The organism is Lihuaxuella thermophila (genome assembly GCF_900110165.1).
Taxonomy (GTDB): Bacteria; Bacillota; Bacilli; order Thermoactinomycetales; family Thermoactinomycetaceae; genus Lihuaxuella; species Lihuaxuella thermophila.
This window is the reverse complement of the sequence record NZ_FOCQ01000003.1, coordinates 42022-64389: the sequence shown is the minus strand read 5'-3', so window position 1 is coordinate 64389 and position 22368 is coordinate 42022. Positions and strand designations below refer to the sequence as shown.

The 22368-nt window shown below is 51.3% G+C and carries 11 protein-coding genes and 1 riboswitch; of the genes, 9 read left to right on the top strand and 2 right to left on the bottom strand.

What is annotated here, in order from left to right:
- Positions 1–108: 108 nt before the first annotated feature.
- From BMW55_RS03860 to thpR, 8 genes are all read left to right on the top strand, one after another.
- Positions 109–1074: an NAD-dependent epimerase/dehydratase family protein gene (locus BMW55_RS03860; RefSeq protein WP_089965566.1), complete on the top strand. Its 966-nt coding sequence runs from the start codon at positions 109–111 to the stop codon at positions 1072–1074.
- Positions 1075–1187: 113 nt separating this feature from the next.
- The gene (locus BMW55_RS03855; protein ID WP_244527433.1) at positions 1188–6653 is read left to right on the top strand and encodes a type I polyketide synthase; all 5466 of its coding nucleotides are present in this window, start codon (positions 1188–1190) and stop codon (positions 6651–6653) included.
- Positions 6650–13144 carry a non-ribosomal peptide synthetase gene (locus BMW55_RS03850; protein WP_089965564.1) on the top strand — a complete coding sequence of 2165 codons (6495 nt, stop codon included), beginning with the start codon at positions 6650–6652 and terminating at the stop codon, positions 13142–13144. The genes BMW55_RS03855 and BMW55_RS03850 overlap by 4 nt, the downstream gene beginning before the upstream one ends.
- An 83-nt stretch (positions 13145–13227) precedes the next feature.
- Positions 13228–14016 carry a hypothetical protein gene (locus BMW55_RS03845; protein WP_089965562.1) on the top strand — a complete coding sequence of 263 codons (789 nt, stop codon included), beginning with the start codon at positions 13228–13230 and terminating at the stop codon, positions 14014–14016.
- Positions 14017–14041: 25 nt separating this feature from the next.
- A complete protein-coding gene (locus BMW55_RS03840) occupies positions 14042–14818 on the top strand; it encodes a thioesterase II family protein (protein WP_280139736.1) in 777 nt (258 codons plus the stop codon).
- A 113-nt stretch (positions 14819–14931) separates the two neighbouring features.
- Positions 14932–16197 carry a diaminobutyrate--2-oxoglutarate transaminase gene (gene ectB / locus BMW55_RS03835; RefSeq protein ID WP_244527432.1) on the top strand — a complete coding sequence of 422 codons (1266 nt, stop codon included), beginning with the start codon at positions 14932–14934 and terminating at the stop codon, positions 16195–16197.
- A gap of 212 nt (positions 16198–16409) precedes the next feature.
- Positions 16410–16931 (top strand): thiol peroxidase, encoded by a 522-nt coding sequence (gene tpx, locus BMW55_RS03830; RefSeq protein ID WP_089965557.1) that lies wholly within the window; start codon positions 16410–16412, stop codon positions 16929–16931.
- Positions 16932–17006: 75 nt separating this feature from the next.
- Positions 17007–17573 carry an RNA 2',3'-cyclic phosphodiesterase gene (thpR, locus tag BMW55_RS03825; protein ID WP_089965556.1) on the top strand — a complete coding sequence of 189 codons (567 nt, stop codon included), beginning with the start codon at positions 17007–17009 and terminating at the stop codon, positions 17571–17573.
- A gap of 172 nt (positions 17574–17745) precedes the next feature.
- Here thpR and BMW55_RS03820 read toward each other — a convergent pair whose 3' ends face one another.
- Together BMW55_RS03820 and thiC are read right to left on the bottom strand one after the other, a co-directional pair.
- The gene (locus tag BMW55_RS03820) at positions 17746–18990 is read right to left on the bottom strand and encodes a dicarboxylate/amino acid:cation symporter (RefSeq protein WP_244527431.1); all 1245 of its coding nucleotides are present in this window, start codon (positions 18988–18990) and stop codon (positions 17746–17748) included.
- A gap of 157 nt (positions 18991–19147) precedes the next feature.
- Positions 19148–20890 carry a phosphomethylpyrimidine synthase ThiC gene (gene thiC / locus BMW55_RS03815; RefSeq protein ID WP_089965552.1) on the bottom strand — a complete coding sequence of 581 codons (1743 nt, stop codon included), beginning with the start codon at positions 20888–20890 and terminating at the stop codon, positions 19148–19150.
- Positions 20891–21063: 173 nt separating this feature from the next.
- Positions 21064–21177: riboswitch (TPP riboswitch) on the bottom strand.
- A 328-nt stretch (positions 21178–21505) separates the two neighbouring features.
- On the opposite strand from thiC, the gene BMW55_RS03810 reads away from it, so the two are divergent.
- Complete coding sequence (locus tag BMW55_RS03810) at positions 21506–22315, top strand: ATP-binding cassette domain-containing protein (RefSeq protein ID WP_170839726.1); 810 nt, start codon at positions 21506–21508, stop codon at positions 22313–22315.
- Positions 22316–22368: the final 53 nt, after the last annotated feature.

Below are 22368 nucleotides of genomic sequence, written 5' to 3'. Positions count from 1 at the left end.
TCACTAAATATACAGAAATAACATTGACAATTAAATATTTAATTAATAGAATGAATAGTGTAAGAATAATTAATTATATTTGAAGTTGAACAAAATGAAGGAGGAATCATGGACAAAGCGAATTCAACGGAAAAACATGTCGTGATCGGTACAGGTGCGCTGGGGAAGGCAGTCGTCAGGGAGCTGGTGTCCAGAGGAAAAGCGGTACGAGCCGTCAACCGAACCGGCCTGGCTGATCTGCCGTCGGAAGTTGAAGTGGTTCAAGCAGATGCCATGAACCTGGAAGAATTGCAGAAAGTTTGCCTAGATGCAGCGGTCATTTATAACTGCACCAATGTTCCTTATGCGGAGTGGTCGGAAAAGCTGGTGCCGATGATCGAAAATATCATCTCGGCAGCAGAATCTGCCGGGGCAAAGCTGGTACATGGCGATAATCTTTATATGTATGGTCCTGTCTCGACCGAGATGACCGAAGATCTGCCGAATGCCGCTACCGGACCCAAAGGGCGGATCCGGGCGCATATCGCAGACAAGATTATGCAGGCGCATGCCCAAAAGAGAATCAGGGCCGCAATCGGTCGTGCTTCCAACTTTTATGGTCCCGATGTGTTCGATTCGATCGTGGGTGAAAAGCTGTTTATCGCAGCATTGGAAGGAAAGGCCGCACAAGTGCTCGGTGATCCTGATGCGCCTCATACATATACTTTTATCGATGATTTTGCCAAAGGTTTAATTACACTGGGTGAACGTGAGGAAGCCTTGGGTGAAATCTGGCATATTCCCAGTGGGGAAACCTTAACGACGAGACAATTCATCGAAATGGTATATGAAGAGGCGGGAACACCGGCCAAACTAAGCGTGGCTCCCAAGCTGGGAATTGCTTTCCTGTCATTATTCAGCCCCTTTATGAGGGATGTGAAAGAAATTTTATATCAATTTGAGAAACCCTTTGTCATGAACCACAGTAAATTTGAAAGCACTTTTGGTGCCAATGCCACCCCGCACCGGGAAGCGATTCGGAAAACGCTCGAGTGGTGTCGAATGCGCGCGAGACAAACTGTAGAGACACGATGAAAGGGGATCTTGATCTCATGGAGCAAAGGAAAGTAAATGAACCGATCGCCATCATCGGAATGGGATGTCGTTTTCCGGGTGGTGCCGATAGCCCGGACAAATTTTAGAATATTTTGAAAAGTGGTGTTGACGCAATTTCAGAGGTTCCGAAAGACCGTTGGGATCTCAAGGCATTTTATAATCCCAGCCGGGAGATCCCGGGCAGACTCATCACCCGGTGGGGCGGTTTCCTGGATCAGATCGACCAATTTGACGCTTCCTTTTTTGGGATCTCCCCGCGTGAAGCAGCTTTAATGGACCCTCAACAGCGCTTGTTGCTGGAAGTCACCTGGGAGTGTTTGGAAGATGCCGGACAAGTTCCTGAAAAGTTAGCCGGCTCCAAAACAGGTGTATTTATGGGCGGCTTTACCCTGGATTACAAGCTGCTGCAATTTTCGGAGAGCAATCGCCATTTAGTCGACTCTCATACGGCTACGGGTGCGATGATGACCCTGTTGGCAAACCGGCTATCTTATGTATTTGATTTCCAAGGGCCCAGTGTGGCTGTCGATACGGCTTGTTCTTCGTCGCTGGTTGCCGTCCATTTGGCATGTCAAAGTTTATGGAACGGCGAGACAGACCTGGCCTTGGCCGGCGGAGTCAATATCATGCTCAAACCCGATTATACGATTGCAGAGTCCAAAGCGGGCATGCTTTCACCTGACGGGCGTTCCAAAACCTGGGATTCTAGCGCCAACGGTTATGTTCGGGGAGAGGGTGCGGGAGTCATTCTGTTAAAGCCCTTGTCCCAAGCACTGGCCGACGGAGATCCGATTCATGCCTTAATCCGTGCGACCGGTGTGAACCAAGACGGGCATAGCAACGGGATCACGGTTCCGCGAAGAGAAGCTCAGGAGGCGCTGTTAAGAGAGGTATACAGCCGTGCCGGCGTTTCACCGGGGCAAATTCAATACGTGGAAGCACATGGAACAGGGACCCCCGTAGGAGATCCGATCGAGGTGAATGCTCTGGGTTCGGTCCTCTCCGAAGGCCGTCCGGAAGGAGAAAAATGCTTCGTCGGTTCAGTGAAGACCAATATCGGACATACAGAAGCCGCTGCAGGGGTGGCTGGTTTAATCAAAGCGGTACTTTGTTTAAAACACAAACAAATCCCTCCGAATCTGCACCTGAAAAATCCAAACCCGTCCATTTCTTTTGAAAAGTTACGCCTACAGGTGGCACAGGAACTGACCCCGTGGCCCGATGCGGAAGGCCCTGCCTTGGCGGGAGTCAATTCCTTCGGATTTGGCGGAACCAATGCTCACGTTTTGTTGGAAGAAGCCCCTGGATCCCGCCGGGTGGATCAAACCAGCGAGTCATTGGAAAGCCAACGGGAATATTTGCTCCCATTATCGGCACGGAGCCCGGAAGCGCTCAAAGATTTGGCGGAGTCTTTCCAGGGGATGTTAACGGACGGTGAGCAGGATATTCACTTGCATCACCTCGGTTACACCGCAAGTCTTCGCCGGAGCCACCATGAAGACCGCTTGGCCCTGGTCGTTCGCTCGAAAGAGAAGTTGTCGGATCATTTAAAAGCATATGTGAATGACGAACTGCGCCCGGGGATGTCCTCCGGACGGGTGAACATTCAGCGCCATCTGGGTCAAAACGAACCTGCACCGCCTTCACTTGCCTTCGTATTCGCGGGAATGGGGCCGCAATGGTGGGCAATGGGACGCGAACTATTGGAAAAAGAACCTGTTTTCCGGGAAACGGTGGAAAAAGTTGATAAAGAATTCACCAAGATTTCCGGTTGGTCTCTGCTGAAAGAGATGTGCGCCGATGAGGCCGAATCGCGGATGGATGAAGCGCAAGTTGCTCAACCCGCGAACTTTGCCTTGCAGCTCGGTTTGGCCGCCTTGTGGCGTTCGTGGGGAATCCGGCCCGATGCGATCGTCGGACACAGCGCGGGTGAAGTAGCTGCCGCTTATGAAGCCGGAGTCTACAGTTTGGAGGATGCTGTGCGCATCATCTACCATCGCAGCCGTCTGCAACAGAGAATGACCGGACTCGGGAAATTGGCTGCTGTCGGATTGCCGCTCAGCGAAGCAAAGAAAGTGCTGGAAGGATTTGAAGAGGAAATCTCGATCGCGGCCATCAACAGCCCGAATGCCGTCACCCTCGTCGGCGACCCGGCCGCGTTGGAAAAAGTGTTGCTTCCTTTGCAGGAAAAGGGCGTATTTACACGCTACCTGCATGGAAAAGTCCCTTATCACAGCCATTATATGGATCCGTTAAGAGAAGAGTTATTGGATGTCCTTCAAGATATTAACCCTCGCCAAGCTTCCATTCCTTTGTATTCTACCGCTTTTGGAAAGCTTTCTGACGGAAGAGAATGGAACGCCGAATACTGGTGGAAAAATGTGCGAGAGCCGGTTTATTTCTCTTCCGCCATCGAAGCACTCATCGAAGCAAATACCCACACATTTTTAGAATTGAGTCCGCACCCCGTACTAACCAGCTCCATCAAAGAATGTTTGGCACAAAAAGAAGCAGAAGGAACCGTCGTGCACTCCCTGCGGCGCAAAGAGCCGGAAAGGGCTGAGATCCTGGGATCTTTGGGAGCCCTTTACACCTTGGGTTTTGCCGTTGATTGGAACGCGTTTTATCCCGAAGGTGGACAAGTGGTCAAGCTTCCGTCCTATCCTTGGCAGCGTGTGCGGCATTGGCAGGAATCCGAAGCTTCAGAACAAGACCGCTTGGGGACAGGGCAGCATCCGTTGCTGGGCCGCCGGTTGAGGTCACCGTATCCGACCTGGGAAGTGCAGATGGACAAATGGCACAGGCGCTATTTGGATGATCACCGCATCCAGGGCGAAGTGGTTTATCCGGGAGCAGCTTATGTCGAGATGGGTTTGGCGGCTGCCAGAGAAGCTTTTGGGGACAGGACTTCTTCCTTATATGTAGAGGATATCGAGTTTCATAAAGCTTTGTTCCTAAATGAGGAAAAAGTTCCCAAGATGCAAGTGCTGCTGGATCCCAATGACGGTTCCTTCCGCATCTACTCGACCTTTAATCCGGAAGGTAAAGATTGGAATCTGCATGCGAGCGGCAAGGTCCAACCGCAAAATAGCGGCAACGTAACGAAGTTGGAATTAAATGAACTGAAGAGCCGGATATTCAATGAGATTCCCCGCGAAGAATGTTATCGCCAATTCAAAATGCTGGGTCTGGAATATGGGGAAACCTTCCAGGGAATTGAACGGTTATGGCAAGGATCGCGGGAGGCATTGGCGGAAATCCGCATTCCGGAAGCACTTGAACATGAAATTCCGGAATATCAGGTTCACCCGGCAGTGCTGGATGTTTGTTTTCAAGTGATGGCGGCAGCGTTGCCGTTTGCCGATCCGGAGAAAGATGAAGTGACCGTCTATATGCCGACGGGGGTCAAACAGGGACGGGTGAGAGGAAACCTCCGTTCACATATGTGGATCTATGCAACGATTGAGGATCAGCAGGATGAGTATCTGAGAGGCGACATCTTCCTGCTGGATCAAGAGGGAAATATTATCATCGAGATTCAAGGGTGCCGGGCAAAATCCCTCACGCAGGATGCCCAGGCGGCAACATCGGCACAGCCCCCTTCGTATTATGAATTGAAGTGGGTGTTGAAAGAGGAGGAAAGCAAGGAACCGGCTGCTGTGACCCAACAACCGGAACAAGCCGGAAACTGGCTGATTTTCGCTGATGAACAAGGCGTTGGACAAGCTCTTGCGAAAAAGCTGGAGGAACAGGGCCAGCATGCGATTCTCGTCTATCCGGGAGACGGCTATACCAAGGACGGGGAGAGACATTATCGTATTCACCCGGCAAACCCGGAAGATATGCAGGCACTCCTCGAACAAGTCCTGGAAGGGAATCAATGCAGCGGGTTGGTGCATTTGTGGAGTTTGAACATCACCGCTCCGGAGTTGACCACCACCACCACCCTTCAACAAGCAGAAGAGCTGGGATGTATTAGTGTACTCCACCTCGTCCAGTCGCTGGCCAAACGGAGCTGGCGGAGAGCTCCTAAATTGTGGCTGGTCACGCGCGGAGCACAGCAAGTGGGCGAAGAAGCAGAATCGGTGAATCCTGCACAAGCATCGCTGTGGGGAATGGCAAGGGTGCTTGGCCATCAAGAACATAAAGATTTATATGGCGGGATTATCGATCTGGACCTTGCCGGCGGTGATGACAGCGCCTGCTTGTTCGAGGCGATTTGGAATCCCGGCGAAGAAGATCAAATCGCCTTCCGCGGAGGAAAGAGATATGTGGCCCGTCTCCACGAACATCACAATTTCGCTCTGCCTGTTGCACCCACATTCAGACCTGATGCCAGTTACTTGATTACGGGCGGATTCGGAGCACTGGGCTTGTTGGTGGCACGCTGGATGATCCGGCAGGGAGCCCGGAGACTCCTCCTGGTCGGGCGCGGGGCATTGCCTCCCCGTTCTGAATGGAGCCGGGTGACAGATTCCCGCCTTGCTGAAAGAATCCAGGCCGTTCGTGAATTGGAGTCGATGGGAGCCAGTGTTCACGTGATCGCTGCGGATGTCTCCCGTGAAGAAGAAATCGTGTCCGCGCTTCAAGATTACGAAGCCAACGAATGGCCGCCGGTTCGGGGAGTGGTTCATTCCGCGGGCGTAGCCCTGCCTCAGTTGATGCTGCAAATGGACGCGAAGGCGTTTACGGATGTGCTCCGTCCCAAAGTGATGGGAGCTTGGAACCTGCATCGCTATTTTGCAGACAAGCCATTAGACTTCTTTGTACTCTTCTCTTCGATCGCTTCGTTGGTCGTGTCGCCGGGACAAGGCAATTACGCGGCAGGAAACGCCTATATGGATGCGCTGGCCGGTTACCGTCAATCGTTGGGTCTGCCTGCTGTCAGCATCAATTGGGGACCATGGGCTGAAGTGGGAATGGCTACAAAACTGGATTTGACCGAGTTTTTCGAACGGCGCGGAAACTATCCTTTCACTCCACAACAAGGACTGGAAGCGCTGGGTCATATCCTCGGACAAAGCGCGCCCCAGGTCGCCGTGGCAACCGCGAACTGGCCTGTCGTGGCTGAGATGAACTATCCGATGGGAGTTGCTCCGGCCATGCTCGCCGATTTGTTGGAGGAAGAAAAACAAAACAGCAAAACGGAAACAGAACAAAACAACGAAGATTTCGTCAAAGGAGTTTTGCTGGCTGCCCCGTCTTCGGAACGGCCCGCCTTGCTGGAATCGTATCTGCAGGATTTAGCCGCATCCGTGTTGCGCATGGATCGCTCCAAACTGAACGTTGACCAGTCATTAAGTACGCTGGGCCTCGATTCCATGATGGCGATTGACCTGAAAAACCGGATGGAGAAGAAACTGGGTGTCAGTCTTGCCGTCGTTGATTTGCTCAAAGGTCCGACTGTCAAACAACTGGCGGCCAACCTCTTGCCACAGTTGGAGTTGGAAGAAGATGATGAGACAGCGGAACTTTTGGCCGAATTGGAACAGTTGTCTGAAGAAGAAATTCAAGCGCTGTTAGAGGAAGTAGCAACAACAGAGGAGATGAAACCATGAGCAAACTGCATGAACGTCTATCCTCGCTTTCTGCCGAAAAACGCGCATTGATTGAAAAACTGCTCAAACAGAAACAAGAAAGCCAAGCGAAGGCCGGGATCCCTGTGCAAAGCAGGGACTCCCTCTCCTTCCCTCTTTCCTTCACCCAGCAACGGCTGTGGATTCTCAACCAGTTGGAACCGGGGAACCCTTTTTATAATGTGCCGTCCGTGTTTCGCTTAAAGGGAAGCCTGGATATGGACGCATTGAAACGGACGCTAAATGAAATGGTTCGCCGGCACGAAGTTTTGAGGACCACTTTTGCCGAAAATGAGGAAGGGCAACCCGTGCAGAGAATTTCTCCTTCTCAGCAGATGGAAATGCGTGTGATGGATCTTCGCAACCTGGACGCTGAGAAGCGGGAAGTGGAAAAAGAGCGCTTGATTCAGGAAGAAGCACTCTATTCCTTCAATCTGTCCGAAGGCCCTCTGTTCCGGGCACTTCTGCTTCACTTGGAAGACGACGAGTATTTGTTCATGGTCACCATGCATCACACCGTCTTCGATGGCTGGTCCCTTTCGGTCTTTGTTCGTGAAATGTGTGCACTGTATGAAGCGTTCTGTCAAGGTGAAGCTTCTCCTCTTCCTCTGCCCAACGTTCAGTATGCGGATTATGCCTGTTGGCAGCGTGAAAGGCTCCAGGGTGAACTGGTGGAAAAGCAACTGCAGTACTGGAAGAGTAAGCTGGGCGGGGCTTTACCTGTCCTGGAGCTGCCGACCGACCGGCCGCGTCCGGCTGTCCAGACATTTAAGGGAACTTACCACTCCATCCTGCTGCCTGTGGATCTGTATGAGGAGCTGAAAGAGTTCAGCCGCCGCGAGGGGGTCACGCTGTTCATGACTCTCCTGGCTGCTTTTAAAGTTTTGTTGTTCCGGTATACCGGACTGGAAGATATCATTGTGGGCTCTCCGACCACCGGCCGAGAAATGCAGGAATTGGAAGGGCTGATCGGTCCGTGTGTGAATACGTTGGCTCTTCGTTCGGATTTGTCGGGAAACCCCACGTTCCGTGACCTATTGGCGCAAGTTCGTGACACTTCTCTTGGTGCATTTGAAAACCAGGACCTCCCCTTTGATCGCTTGGTAGAAGTGTTGCAGCCGGAAAGAAACTTAAGGTACAGCCCTGTTTTTCAGGTGATGTTTACACTGCAAAATTCGCTTCCGGCGATCCAGATGCCCGGTTTGTCGATGGAATTTGTTCCGATTGACTGCGGAACCGCCAAGTATGAGATTTCCTTGGATGTATTTGAGGGGCCGGAAGGACCCACCTGTATATTTGAATATAACACGGATTTATTTGATAAAGACAGAATCGAACGGATGGCCAGCCACTATCAGACCCTCCTGGAAGCCATCGTAGCTTCTCCGGAGCAACGCATTTCCGAGTTGCCGTTGCTCACAGAGACTGAGAAACACCAGCTCTTGCATCAATGGAACCGCCGCTCGCTGCAACACGGCAGTGACGATTGCATGCACCAGTTGTTTGAAAAGCAGGCACAACAAACTCCCGAAGCGGTGGCGGTATCCTTTGAGGCGAAACACTTGACGTATCGGCAACTCAATGAACGGGCCAACCAACTGGCACGTCGACTTCGCTCCCTGGGGGTCGGCCCGGAGACAATTGTGGGCATCTGTGCAGAACGATCCCTCGATATGGTGGTCGGGACGCTGGCCATTCTGAAAGCTGGCGGCGCCTATTTGCCGATGGACCCGTCTTATCCAAAGGACCGTTTGCAATATATGATGGAGGACGCCGGTGCAGAGATCCTGGTGACGCAGCAAATGCTGAACGGAGTCGTTCCTGATGGGGTCAATGCCGTTGTTTATCTGGACGATCCGACGCTCGATCTGGAAAACCGGGAAAATCTGACACCGCTTACCCATCCGGATCATTTGGCTTATGTCATCTATACATCGGGTTCCACAGGCAAACCAAAAGGAACCATGATTACCCACCGCAGCTGGGTGAATGCTTTTCACGGATATGATCAAGCATACGGACTGCGCGAACACTGCACGGCACATCTCCAAATGGCCAGTATCTCCTTTGACGTGTATGCGGGTGACCTGGTGCGGTCGCTTCTTTCCGGAGCCAAACTGGTGCTTTGCCGCAAGGAAATTCTATTCGATGCTCCCGAATTATACCGTCTGATGGCAGAGGAAAAAGTGGATTGCGCAGAATTCGTGCCTGCGGTGATGAGGAATCTGGTCGAGTACCTGGAAGAAACCAATCAGACGCTGGATTTCATGCGGGTCATCGTCGTGAGTTCGGATGTATGGTATGTCCATGAGTATCGGCGTTTCCAGCGGGTATGCGGTCCGAAGACACGGTTGATCAATGCTTACGGGGTGACGGAAGCAACCATTGACAGCACCTATTATGATGGTTCGATGGAATCATTTGCGGATAACGACATTGTTCCGATCGGACAACCGCTTGCCAATGTCTCCGTTTACATCCTGGATTCCCATCTTCAACCGGTTCCGGCCGGCATACCGGGAGAGTTATGTATCGGGGGTGCGGGTGTAGCACGCGGATACTTGAATCGACCGGAGTTGAATGCCGAAAAATTCTTGGATCATCCCTTCGTTCCGGGAGAGCGTTTGTACAGAACCGGCGATCTGGCGTGCTTTATGCCGGATGGAAATATCAAGTTGCTTGGCCGGATTGATCACCAGGTCAAAATTCGCGGTCTGCGGATTGAGCTGGGCGAAATTGAGACGGTATTGGGAGAACACCCCGAAATTCGTGAAAACGTAGTGATTGCAAGAGAGGATAAACCCGGGGATCTGCGGTTGGTCGCTTATCTTGTGACCCATCAGCAGAAGGAGTTGCCGTTTGAAGAACTCCGGATGTATCTGAAAGGGAAATTACCCGATCACATGGTGCCTTCTGCATTTGTGCATCTCGATGCCCTGCCTCTGAATAACAGCGGAAAAGTGGATCGACGTGCCTTGCCGGCTCCTGACTGGGAAGAGCTTGGCTCGAAATCCAATTTTGTCGGGCCGCGCACGGCAACGGAGGAGATGCTGTGTGACATCTGGGGTCAGGCGTTTGGGCTTCGACGGGTAAGCATATTTGATGACTTCTTTGCTTTAGGCGGTCATTCGCTTTTGGCTATTCAAATTATTTCGCAGATTAAAAAAGTTTTTCAAGTCGATTTATCTTTAAAAACGTTATTTGAAACCCCGACGGTGGCCGAACTGGCTACAGTGATCCATGGATACCGCGGGGAACAGAAGGAATATGAGGACTTTCTCAATTCTCTGCCTCAAGTGGAACCCGACCGGGAAAATTTGTACGAGCCCTTCCCGCTTACGGATGTGCAGGAGGCTTACTGGATCGGTCGCAGCGGGGAATTTGAGCTTGGCAATGTTTCCACCCACAATTACGATGAACTGGAATTTGAAAACCTGGATATGGAGCGTTTTGACCAAGCATGGCAAAAATTAATCAAGCGCCATGATATGCTTCGTGCCGTCGTTGATTCGGACGGAAAGCAACGGATATTGAAAGAGGTTCCCCATTATGACATCAAGGTAACGGATTTGCGGGGGAAAAGCCAGGAAGAAATCGATTTCAGCATTGAAGCGATTCGCCAGGAAATGTCCCACCAAATTTTAGACACTTCCAGGTGGCCGGTATTTGATTTGCGGGTGACCTTACTGGACGGAAACAAGGCCCGAATCCATTTCAGCACCGACTCACTTACTTTTGATGCATGGAGTTTCGTGGTTCTGATCAAAGAGCTGGTCCAACTTCATGAAAATATCGATACCGAACTTCCGGAATTGGAGTTTTCGTTCAGGGACTATGTATTGGCGGAACGTTCTCTTCATGGGTCGGAACCGTACCGGCAATCGCAAAAATACTGGCAAAATATCATTCCGTCCTTGCCTCCCGCACCGGAACTGCCGTTGGTGAAGAGCTCGAGTTCGGTCACGCGGCCCCAGTTTAAGAGATTGCACGCCAGCCTGGAGCCGGATGTCTGGAGAAAACTGAAAGGGAAAGCAACCAGAAGAGGCATGACTGCGACGGGAGTACTGTTGGCTGCTTACGCTGAGGTGTTGACAGCCTGGAGCAAAAGTCCCCATTTTACACTCAACCTGACCTTTTTAAACCGGCATCCGTTCCATCCGCAGGTGAATGACATTGTGGGTGAATTTACCTCACTCACCTTATTGGAAGTGGACAACTCGTCACAGGAGCCGTTTGAAGTGCGGGCACGCAAGATCCAGGAGCGGCTGTGGAGCGATTTGGAACATCATTATGTCAGCGGAATCCAGGTACTCCGGGAATTGAAACGAATTCAGGGCGGCGTCACCAGCGCCAAAATGCCGATCGTATTTACCAGTGCCCTTACCTTGCCCATCCCCGACCAGGAGGATTCCCCGATTTCGTTGAGACCGATCCACAGCATCACGCAAACCTCTCAGGTTTCGCTGGACTGCGGGGTTTGGGAAGATTCCGGCACCCTGTATTGCAACTGGGATGTAGTGGAGGAAATTTACCCGGACGGAATGCTGCAGGATATGTTTGATGCCTACTTCCGTTTGTTGCGCCGGCTGGCCGAAGACGAAAGCCTCTGGTCCGAAACGGTGATTCCTTTGATCCCCGAATCCCAACTTGAAAAACAAAAAGAAGTGAATGAGACAAAGGGACCCGTTTCAACCGGGATGCTGCACACCTTATTTACAAAACAAGCATCACAAAGAGTGGACCAACCGGCAGTCGTCACCTCCGGGCGAATGCTCACCTATGGCGAAATGGACCGGCTTTCCAACCAGGTCGGACACCTGTTGCGGGAGCAGGGGGCCCAGCCCAACAAACTGGTCGGTGTGTTCATGGAAAAAGGCTGGGAACAGGTCGTAGCGGTCCTGGGCATTCTCAAGTCGGGTGCGGCTTACTTGCCGATTGACCCTGAATTGCCTCAAGAGCGCGTCACGTATTTGCTGGAACACGGCGAAGTGAGCCTGGTACTGACCCAATCGTGGGTAGCTGAAAAGGTGGATTGGCCGTCCCATATCAAACGCTGGAATCTGGATGGGGACGAGTTGCGGCACTTCTCAACCGAACCCCTTTCCAGCGTGCAGAATCCCGGAGATTTGGCGTATGTCATCTTTACCTCCGGCTCGACCGGATTGCCGAAGGGGGTCATGATCGACCATACGGGTGCGGTTAACACGATCAACGATATTAATTCCCGCTTTGACATCGACAGCAACGATCGCGTTTTCGCTCTTTCGGCTCTGAACTTTGACCTGTCTGTCTACGATATCTTCGGAACGCTGGCGGCGGGCGGAACGATTGTGATCCCGGATGCCGACTCCAGAAAAGATCCCGCCCACTGGATGGACCTGATGGAGAGGGAAAAAGTGACGGTCTGGAACTCTGTTCCCGCTTTAATGGGCATGTTGACGGAGTTCGCGGAGGGGCGGCAAGAAAGATTGCCGGGCAGTCTGCGCCTGGTATTGTTAAGCGGCGACTGGATTCCGCTCAACCTGCCGAATAAGATCCGGTCCTTGTCAAACGATGTACAGGTGATCAGTTTAGGCGGTGCCACAGAAGCGTCCATTTGGTCCATTATTTACCCCATTGAGGCTGTGGACCCTGCCTGGCAGAGCATTCCGTACGGGAAGCCGATGGTCAATCAAACCTTCCACGTTTTGAATGATGCTCTCGAACCCTGTCCGATTTGGGTCACGGGACAGCTGTATATCGGCGGGATCGGTCTGGCAAAAGGGTATTGGAAAGATGAAGAGAAAACCCGCTCCAGTTTCATTATCCACCCGAAGACCGGGGAGAGGCTGTACCGCACCGGGGATCTCGGACGATATCTTCCGGATGGGAATATTGAGTTCCTGGGCCGGGAAGATTTCCAGGTCAAGGTGCAGGGTTACCGCATTGAATTGGGAGAGATCGAGTCCGTATTGACCCAGCACCCCTGTATAGCGGAAGCGGTCGTCACCGCGGTGGGAGAGCAAAAAGGAAATAAGAAACTGGCTGCCTACGTGGTTTGCCGGGAAGGCATGCAGGCAGATCCAGACGAGTTGCGCGGTTTCCTCCTGCAAAAACTGCCGGAGTATATGGTGCCGAAGTATTATATGGAACTGGTTGCGCTGCCGTTGACTCCAAATGGAAAGATCGACCGTAAATCGCTGCCCAAAATTGAAGCGATGGAGGAAGAAATCAAACAAAGTTTTGTTCCCCCGCGCAATGAAGTGGAGCAAAAGATGGCTGACATTTGGGCGGAGTTGCTGGAGATCGAGAAAGTTGGAGTGACGGACAACTTCTTTGAATTGGGAGGCGACTCCATGTTATCGGTCCGGGTCGTCAACCGGTTGCGCCAGGAATTCCAGGTTGAATTGCCGCTCAGAAAGATTTTTGAAACGCCTGATATCGCGCGGTTGGCCGAGTACATCACCAAGAAATTGAATGTATTAAAGATTTAAACACAACGACGCTGCCAATTGCACCCGGTGATTCCTTTGCCGGGTGCAGAACCGGCAGCCGTTTGAAAGGATGGTCGTCAAAATTGGAAAAAAATGTTTGGTTACGCAGGTTTGTGATGATCGGAATTCCTTTGTTCATGGCCATTTTGGAAACCACTCATCCTGTGCACTTGAAACCGACCGGTGTCTACCGTGCCCTGAGTTCTCACGTCGATTGGTGGATTTTTCTTCATGTGATCCAATTGGTTCTGTTTGGTCTGTTGGGTCTGGCGGTGTACTGGCTGGTCAGCGGCATTCGGGGGCTTGCAGCGACGGTTGCACGCATTTCCGTCTTGTGCTTTGTGATTTTCTACAATGCGTTTGATGCATTGGTCGGCTTGGGGAATGGCATTTTGATCAAGTATACGCAAGGCACTGCCCCGGAACAGAGGGAAGTGCTGGAGAAAGCCATTGATGCTTTTTGGACCAGCGGAATTGCTACTTTGATCACCGCACTTGCAGTAACTTCCTGGTTGATTGCTGTTTTCGCCGCAATGATCGCCCGGGCGGAAGCAGAATCAAAGCGCTGGCTGGTATTGTTGGGGGTTGTCGCAGTACCTTTTGGCTTGTTTAGTTTTCCTGCCGGAATTTCCGGCACGCTTGTTTGGTGGATCTGTGTCGTTGGGTTGGGCGTTGTTTTTGCCCTGCTCGCCAAACCTCGTCTGTCGACGGGGCTGTTAACGGTAGCCGCTTTGCTGTTTGCTTCCAGCCACACACCACCATGGGGGCCTCCGGGTCTGTTTTGTTTCTTCCTGGCCACCTTGCTGGTGGAGTTGAATCTGGAAAAGCAATTCGCATTCCGTGTTCAGTTGGCCAGGAAAAGCCGGGCATAAGCAGACATCTGGAAAGGAGCACATCATGTCGAGACCATCCGTACCATCCATGAAGAATGAATGGATCTTATCTTCCCATCCCAAACCGCACGCCAAACTCCGCTTGTTTTGTTTCCCTTATGCAGGCGGAAATGCCGTGATTTATCGTTCATGGCCGGAATTATTTCCCCAGGAGATTGAAGTGTGTCCCGTCCAACTTCCCGGCAGAGGGAACAGGTTGTTGGAACCTCCTATCAACCGTCTTGATTCTTTATTGGAAGTGATGACAGAAGCGCTCCTTCCCTTGATGAATCTCCCTTTTGCTTTTTTCGGGCACAGTATGGGAGCACTCATCAGCTTTGAGTTTGCGCGTTATTTACGGAGAAACAAAGGCTTAGAGCCGGTTCACCTGTTTGTTTCCGCACACAGGGCTCCCCAGATCCCCAGAGCCCGGTCCGACATTCATCAGTTGCCCGATCAGGAATTCATCCAATCGTTGAAAAAATTAAACGGCACACCGGAGGATGCACTGCAAAATGAAGAGTTGATGAAGTTGTTATTGCCGGTCATCCGGTCCGATTTTGCGCTGTGTGAGACGTATGAATACAGGAGAGAGTCTCCGCTCGGCTGCCCGATCACCGCCATGGGCGGGTCGGAAGATACAGGAGTTCCGGTCGAACATGTTGCCGCATGGAAGGATCATACCGTCAATACCTTTGCGATGCAGTTATTTTCAGGAGATCATTTTTTCCTCCATGATCACCAGAAACAACTGTCGGAGTTGATCTTTCAAAACTTGACTTTGTCGGCGCTTGCGAGATGAGTGTTTTCCGAAAGTGATCCGGGAGAGCTCTGTCACTCCGCTCGTAGACAGGGGATAAAGATCCCGGATCTTGGCCAATCACTTTCAAAGACCGATACAGGGAGATGGATCACATGTATAACTATGAACGGTTCGAATCGGAAGTTCGCAGTTATTGCCGGTCATTTCCTACCGTTTTTTGCAAAGCGAAAGATCATCTTCTATGGGACATTGAGGGGAAAGAGTATATCGATTTTTTTGCCGGGGCAGGAGCATTGAACTACGGACATAACAATTCATTTTTGAAAGAAAAGCTTATAGAATACATCGTGGGCGATGGGATCACTCATAGCCTGGATATGGCTACGATGGCAAAAGAAACGTTTTTGGGTAAGTTTTACGAAGTGATTCTGGCTCCCCGCCGGATGAATTATAAAATCATGTTTCCGGGTCCTACCGGCACGAATACAGTGGAAAGCGCCCTGAAAATAGCGCGCAAGGTGACGGGCCGTACCTCTGTGATCAGCTTTACGAATGCCTTTCACGGGATGAGCCTCGGTTCCTTGTCGATGACCGCAAATCCCGGAAAAAGGCGCGGAGCAGGGGTTCCGCTGGAATATTGCATACGCATGCCTTATGATCGCTTTTTAGGTGATTCAGAAAGTTCGCTGGCGTTTATGAGAAAATTTTTGCAAGATAAGGGAAGCGGAATCGATCTGCCTGCGGCGATGATATTGGAAACGGTTCAAGGTGAAGGGGGATTGAATGCAGCCAGTTTCTATTGGTTAAGAGAGGTCGAAAAAATAGGCCGGGAATTGGGGATCTTATTAATCATTGATGATGTACAGGCCGGCTGCGGACGTACAGGAACCTTTTTCAGCTTTGAACCTGCGGGAATCCAACCGGATATTATTTGCTTGTCCAAATTGATCAGCGGATATGGTTTGCCTATGTCTTTAACTTTAATTAAACCGGAGTACGATATTTGGAGCCCCGGTGAGCACAATGGAACCTTCAGGGGGAATAACGCTGCTTTTGTCACGGCTGCCGCTGCCTTAACCTATTGGGAAGACCGGACATTTCAGGAACAAATCCAGCAAAAGGCGGAGAGAGTCCATCGGAAACTAACACAAATGATCGCGGACTATCCGGAATTGAGAGGAGAGGTACGAGGCCGGGGACTGATGCAGGGCATTGCCTGCGGAGTGGATGGATTGGCTGAAAACATCTGCAAATCCGCGTTCCGGCGCGGAGTGATCCTGGAAACTTCCGGTCCCCGTGACGAAGTCGTGAAGCTGCTCCCGCCTTTAACGATTACGGAAGAGGTGCTTGATCAGGGTTTGCAAGTGTTGGAAGAGAGCATCCAGGAGTGCCTGAACAACGAACTTCATGTGGCCTAGCCCATTTTTGGAACAGGTAACGAGTCAGGGGTTCACCTGAGGGAATCTCCGGTCTCCCCATCCAACCGATGGATCCGGGCCGCCGCCTGTCGGATGCGGGAGCCCTCGGCAGGATTGTAAAAATGGTTAAACTTGCGTTTTCTCTGTTTCTCTGCAACTGCACACATGATAAGATATAAAAGTAATCTACATACGAGGAGGAGCACCAGCATATGACTCAAGAGCGCCAAGGAGCCGTTACGTTTAAGGGAAATCCCGTAACTCTGCTGGGTCCTGAGATTAAAGCGGGGGACCAGGCACCGGACTTTACCGTATTAGCCAACGATCTTTCCACGGTTACCTTAAATGACAGCAAAGGTACGGTTCGCATCATCAGTGTCGTTCCGTCTCTGGACACGGGTGTCTGCGATCTGCAAACCCGCCGCTTCAACGAAGAAGCCAGCAAACTGGAAGGTGTGAAAGTTCTCACGATCAGCGTAGATCTCCCGTTTGCGCAAAAACGCTGGTGCGGGGCGGCCGGGGTGGACAACCTGCAAACACTGTCTGATCACCGCGAACTTTCCTTTGGCACCGCTTATGGTGTTGCGATCAAAGAATTGCGGTTGCTCACCCGCGCGGTCTTTGTCATCGACAAAAATGACAAAGTGGTTTATGTGGAGTATGTACCGGAGGTAACCAACCATCCGGATTACGAAGCACCGATCCTCGCTGCCAAAAAAGCACTGGAAGCTTAATTTCTCTTTTGAACAAAAACCCGGCGGTAGTGCTGGGTTTTTGTTTTACTGTCTTTAAAGTGTAGGTGAGATCTGTTGAAATCAACTCTTCGATTATTTGTGGCCGTCCCTCTGCCACCGGAACAAAAAAGGATGTTGAGCCGCTGGTGCCATGAGCGGAAAAAAGAGTGGCCATTTGGAAAATGGGTCTTTGAAGAAGATTATCACATTACTTTGCAGTTTTTGGGCGATTGTTCCCACGGGCAACTGGAGTCCATTGTTTCCGCTTTAGAAGCGGTTGCAGGGAAAGAGCGGCCTTTCACGTTAACCATTCGGGGAATTGGCACGTTTGGCCGGCTGGAGCAACCACGGATCTTATGGGCAGGCGTGGCAGGAGACTTAGAGCGTTTGCGCCATTTGCAGCAGCAAGTGACCACGAATTTGGCGCCCATCGGGTTCCCGCCGGAAGACCGGCCCTATCGCCCGCATATCACCTTGGCGCGCAAGTACCAAAAAAATGATTTTATCACCCGGCAGGCAGGGCAGATGAATCCTTGGGAGACAGATGAGTCCGCCTGGGAGGCGGAGGAAATCGTCCTCTATGAAACCCGTCTGGGCCAGCAGCCGATGTATCATCCCATCAGCCGCTTTCGGTTTCCATAAAATCTTGATCATGGTCTGGCCGACCAAGGGTGGGTGAACATGTGGCAACCAGGGGGGAGAACCAGCCATCCCTTTAGAAAGATGGAAAACTTGGCTGCAAAAAAGGAGGGTTCCTTCCCGGACGCCTCCTTTTTTCATCGCCTTTGGGCAGGTATTAAATTGGCCGTCGACCTTACGAACCGGTTTTTGCTTTCATCCATTCTTTTCCTTTCAGCCAGCGGGTGATGATCATGCTGGACACGGTGTCTCCGGTAGAGTTGACCATTATCGCGGGCGGATCGACGAGCGTTCCCAGAATCGCCAGGAGAGGCAAAGCCTCCGGCTGAAAACCGTACATGGTAACGATCAATAATTCACCGATAAACCCGCCGCCGGGAACACCGGACATAACGGTTCCGCTCAAGATGGCGATCAAAATGGCTGTCAGGTATGTTTCGATTCCTTCAAACGGGATTCCAAAAAGGCCGAACAAGAAAGAGATTTTCAGGATCGCGCTGATACAGGAGCCATCCATGTGAATGGTCGCACCGATCGGGAGAACAATTTCCCGTATCTCTTTATCTACGCCAATTCGCCGGGCGGCAGTCAAGTTTGCCGGGATGGTTGCTACGCTGCTGCCGGTTCCCAGTGCCGTTACCGCAGGGGTGAGGATATGTTTCCAAAAGGAGCGGATGCCTTGTTTACCTCCCGCCACCCAGGCATATAAAGTGAAAAAGATAAAGAAGTAAAGAATGGATACCGGGTAATAAACGGCTGCCGCACGGGCATAAGAACCGAGCAGTTCCGGACCGAATACGCCCACCAAATTGGCAAAATAGGCTCCCAATCCCAGTGGAGCGATCCACATGAGCACGAAGATCAATTTCATCATCACTTCAGACAGGGCATCCAGTCCCCTGGCCACGATTTTTCCCTTTTCGCCCGCCAGGCTGACTGCCATTCCGAATAAAATGGCAAAAATGATCAAGGGAAGCATGTTTTTTCGGGAAAGCAGATCTTTGAAATCAGGAACTGTAAAGGTAGAAACGATTTGATCCGCGGTTTTCAGCGGTTCCGCTTTTTCCGGCTCGGGGAGCTGGACGTTGATTCCTTCTGCGGGAGGAAACAGCTTGACAGCCCCAATGGTAAGCGAAGCGGAGATAAAACCGGTGATGAGGAAAACGATGAGCATGATGCCCAGAATTTTGCCCAGTGTCTTCAAATTTGCGATATTTGCTACCGCACTGGAAATCGTAATCAGAACGAGCGGGACAACAACGGTAAAGATCAGATTGAGAAAAATATCCCCAATCGGCTTAAGGACCGCTGCCCTGGGGCCAAATACAACTCCGATGACACATCCGACGGCAATCGCCGCCAGCAATAGAACCGGGAAACGATAGTTTTGGTAGATACTGGTTTTTCCTGTTGCTTTCACTATATACCATCCTTTCTTTCTGATTCTACTACGTCTTAACAAGAAAAAACCCTTCTGATTGATAGGAAATCCTGTCCCGGCTCCGGTCAACATTTCGGCCTTAGAAAGAAGAATAAAAAACCTTCCGGCGGGGAACCGGAAGGTTGGGATACAGCCTCTACCGATAAATGGACGATCCAGTTTCTTTAAACTCTTTCGCTTTTTCCTGCATGCCTGCTTCTGTCGCTTCCTGCAAGGGGAGACCGTTTTTCTCCGCATATTCGCGAATGTCTTGTGTAATGCGCATGCTGCAGAATTTGGGGCCGCACATGGAACAGAAGTGAGCGGTTTTGGCCGGTTCGGCCGGCAGGGTTTCATCATGAAATTCACGGGCCCGTTCCGGATCGAGAGACAGGTTGAATTGGTCGACCCAGCGGAATTCAAAGCGGGCTTTGGACAAAGCATCGTCTCTTTTTTGCGCCCCCGGATGCCCTTTGGCCAGGTCAGCAGCATGAGCGGCAATCTTGTAGGCGATCACCCCTTCTTTTACATCCTCTTTATTGGGCAGACCCAGGTGCTCTTTCGGTGTGACATAACATAACATCGCCGTACCGAACCAGCCGATCATCGCCGCACCGATCGCCGAGGTGATATGGTCATAACCCGGAGCGATATCCGTCGTGAGCGGGCCTAACGTGTAGAATGGCGCTTCGTGGCAGATTTTTTGCTGAATATCCACATTTTCTTTGATTTTGTGCATGGGGACATGGCCGGGGCCTTCGATCATCACCTGCACATCGTACTCCCAGGCGATTTTCGTCAGCTCACCCAATGTTTCAAGTTCGGCGAATTGCGCCTCATCATTGGCGTCAGCGATGGAGCCCGGACGCAAACCGTCTCCCAGCGACACAGAGATATCGTACGTTTTCAGGATTTCGCAAATCTCGCGGAAATGAGTATACAGGAAGTTTTCCTGATGATGCGCCAGACACCAGGCAGCCATGATCGAACCGCCGCGGGAAACAATTCCGGTGACCCGCTTGGCGGTGAGCGGGATGTAGCGTAACAGCACCCCGGCGTGGATGGTGAAGTAATCCACCCCCTGTTCCGCTTGTTCGATCAACGTATCGCGGTAGATTTCCCAAGTGAGTTCTTCCGGTTTTCCGCCTACTTTTTCCAGAGCCTGATAGATGGGGACTGTCCCCACCGGAACCGGTGAGTTGCGGATGATCCATTCCCGGGTGGTGTGAATGTTTTTCCCGGTGGACAGATCCATGATCGTATCCGCACCCCAGCGGGTGGCCCAGGTCATTTTCTCCACTTCTTCTTCAATCGAAGAGGTGACCGCGGAATTTCCGATGTTGGCATTGATCTTGACATGAAAGTTCTTGCCGATAATCATCGGCTCAGCTTCGGGGTGGTTGATGTTTGCCGGGATAATGGCCCGCCCTCTGGCCACTTCGTCGCGCACAAACTCCGGGCTTACATTTTCGCGGATGGCGACAAACTCCATCTCCGGAGTAATGATCCCTTTTTTGGCATAATGCATCTGCGTCACGGTTTTTCCGGCTTTCGCCCTCAACGGACGGTAATGGGCGTGCGGGAAAATTTCCTGCTGCCCGGCTTTTTCCTCCGAGCGGTACCCGTTGTCGATCGGCTGTACTTTGCGCCCTTCGTACTCTTCCACATCCCCGCGTTCCAAAATCCATTGCCGGCGAAGTTTAGGCAGCCCTTTCCGCAAATCGATGGCGGCATCGGGATCGGTATACGGACCGCTGGTATCATAGACCCGGACCGGTTCATTGGGAGTTTCCCCGCGCCAATCCTTGGTGGGGGAAAGCTGAATCTCGCGCATCGGAACCAAAATATCGGGTCTGGAGCCTTTTACATACACTTTTTTACTGGCCGGAAATGAATACATGTTTTTTTCCTCCTGATGTTGTAATTTAGCAACTCATTTTCGGAGACGTGGAGTGGCGCTCACCGATACTGAGATTATTGGCGCTGATACGCAAAAAAGCCGCACACCAAGCGCGTGCGGCTCCCATCCAACCATTGGAAAAAATCCAAATGCATCCATTGGAAGAATGATAGAAAGGACGATTCGTCCATCCCTGCGCTGGCATTATCCAGATCAGGTTAACCGGTCGGCGGCAGAGTTCTCCGCCCTCTCAGCCTGGCTCACTCCAAGCTCCCGTTTCTATCCTTATGTAGTTGCTATTATCAACGTAGCATAGAACGGACAAATGGTCAATCGATCAGAAATGCGATTTCGGCAGCAAATCTTTTAGGATTTTAAGAATAGATTTATTTATCTTTCCCCGCTTGTCACCAGTTTGCTAAAATATCAATACAGTTGGGCAAGACACCTTCCGGTTTGTCGGCTATACTAATAGTACATTGCTTCAACGGTCGCGTTGATATCATAAATCTATTTATAAATGAAAAAATGTTTTGATGTTTTGGCTCCTCTGTCATTTCGTCTTTGTTTTCGGTATCCTATTAATAGGCTGTAGTGGAAAGGATGGCGTTTCTTTTGAGAATTGACTGGTCTCATGTGAGCAAAATATATGAGCCCCGGAAAGAGATTCGGGGACCTTACCACAGAAGAACACGTCATATGGGCTTGCTCGATTTTTCGGCATCAGTAAGAAGAGGAATCACAGCCATCCTGGGGCCTGAAGGTTCCGGCAAGACTACTTTGCTCCGATTAACGGCAACATGGATGGTTCCGGATGACGGAAGGATCACTTATATAAATCATGACGGAGAAACTTACGTTTGGTCCAAAGGCAGCGTAATCACTTCAGGGACTTCCAGCCTCGGCAACTTAAAAGAGCAAATTAGCTACATACCCCATACAAAAAAATTGGATCATGATATCACAGTGGAATTATCCCTCCTACACCTCGCTCAACTTCGTCGTGTTCCGAATCCCAAGAAAAGAAGTGCAGAGATGATCGCCAAATGGGGACTGGCCGCCTACCGCCGCACACCGCTTCACCAATTGGCCGGCGGCGTGCTGAAGAGATATTTGCTTGCACAAAGCTTGATCGTCAGCCCGAAAATCTGGCTCCTGGATGAACCGACCAACGGGCTTGATGAGTTAGGAAAACGCTTGTTATGGCAGGAGTTAAAAAATAACCCGGCAGACCGCATCACCCTGATCGCCACCGATGACATGGATCTGGCAGAATGCTCGGATGATCTGATGTTGTTGGAAGCGGGTTCCTGCCGCCGCCTCGGAAGGAAGAAACTGCTTACCGCGAGCGTTCCGGAAGGTACGGTGGCCGCATGGTACCGGGCGATGCAAGCTTTTTCCCAGTTGCGCAGTTACCAGCGATAAGAGATCCATCGTTCTCCACAATGTTACAAAAACGAAGGGGTGGGGGAGCAGGA

Bases quoted from the DNA above. Each gene is read 5' to 3' on its own strand.
- BMW55_RS03860 (WP_089965566.1), top strand. From the start codon at position 109: ATGGACAAAGCGAATTCAACGGAAAAACATGTCGTGATCGGTACAGGT.
- ectB (WP_244527432.1), top strand. From the start codon at position 14,932: ATGTATAACTATGAACGGTTCGAATCGGAAGTTCGCAGTTATTGCCGG.
- BMW55_RS03850 (WP_089965564.1), top strand. From the start codon at position 6,650: ATGAGCAAACTGCATGAACGTCTATCCTCGCTTTCTGCCGAAAAACGC.
- thiC (WP_089965552.1), bottom strand. From the start codon at position 20,890: ATGTATTCATTTCCGGCCAGTAAAAAAGTGTATGTAAAAGGCTCCAGA.
- BMW55_RS03840 (WP_280139736.1), top strand. From the start codon at position 14,042: ATGTCGAGACCATCCGTACCATCCATGAAGAATGAATGGATCTTATCT.
- tpx (WP_089965557.1), top strand. From the start codon at position 16,410: ATGACTCAAGAGCGCCAAGGAGCCGTTACGTTTAAGGGAAATCCCGTA.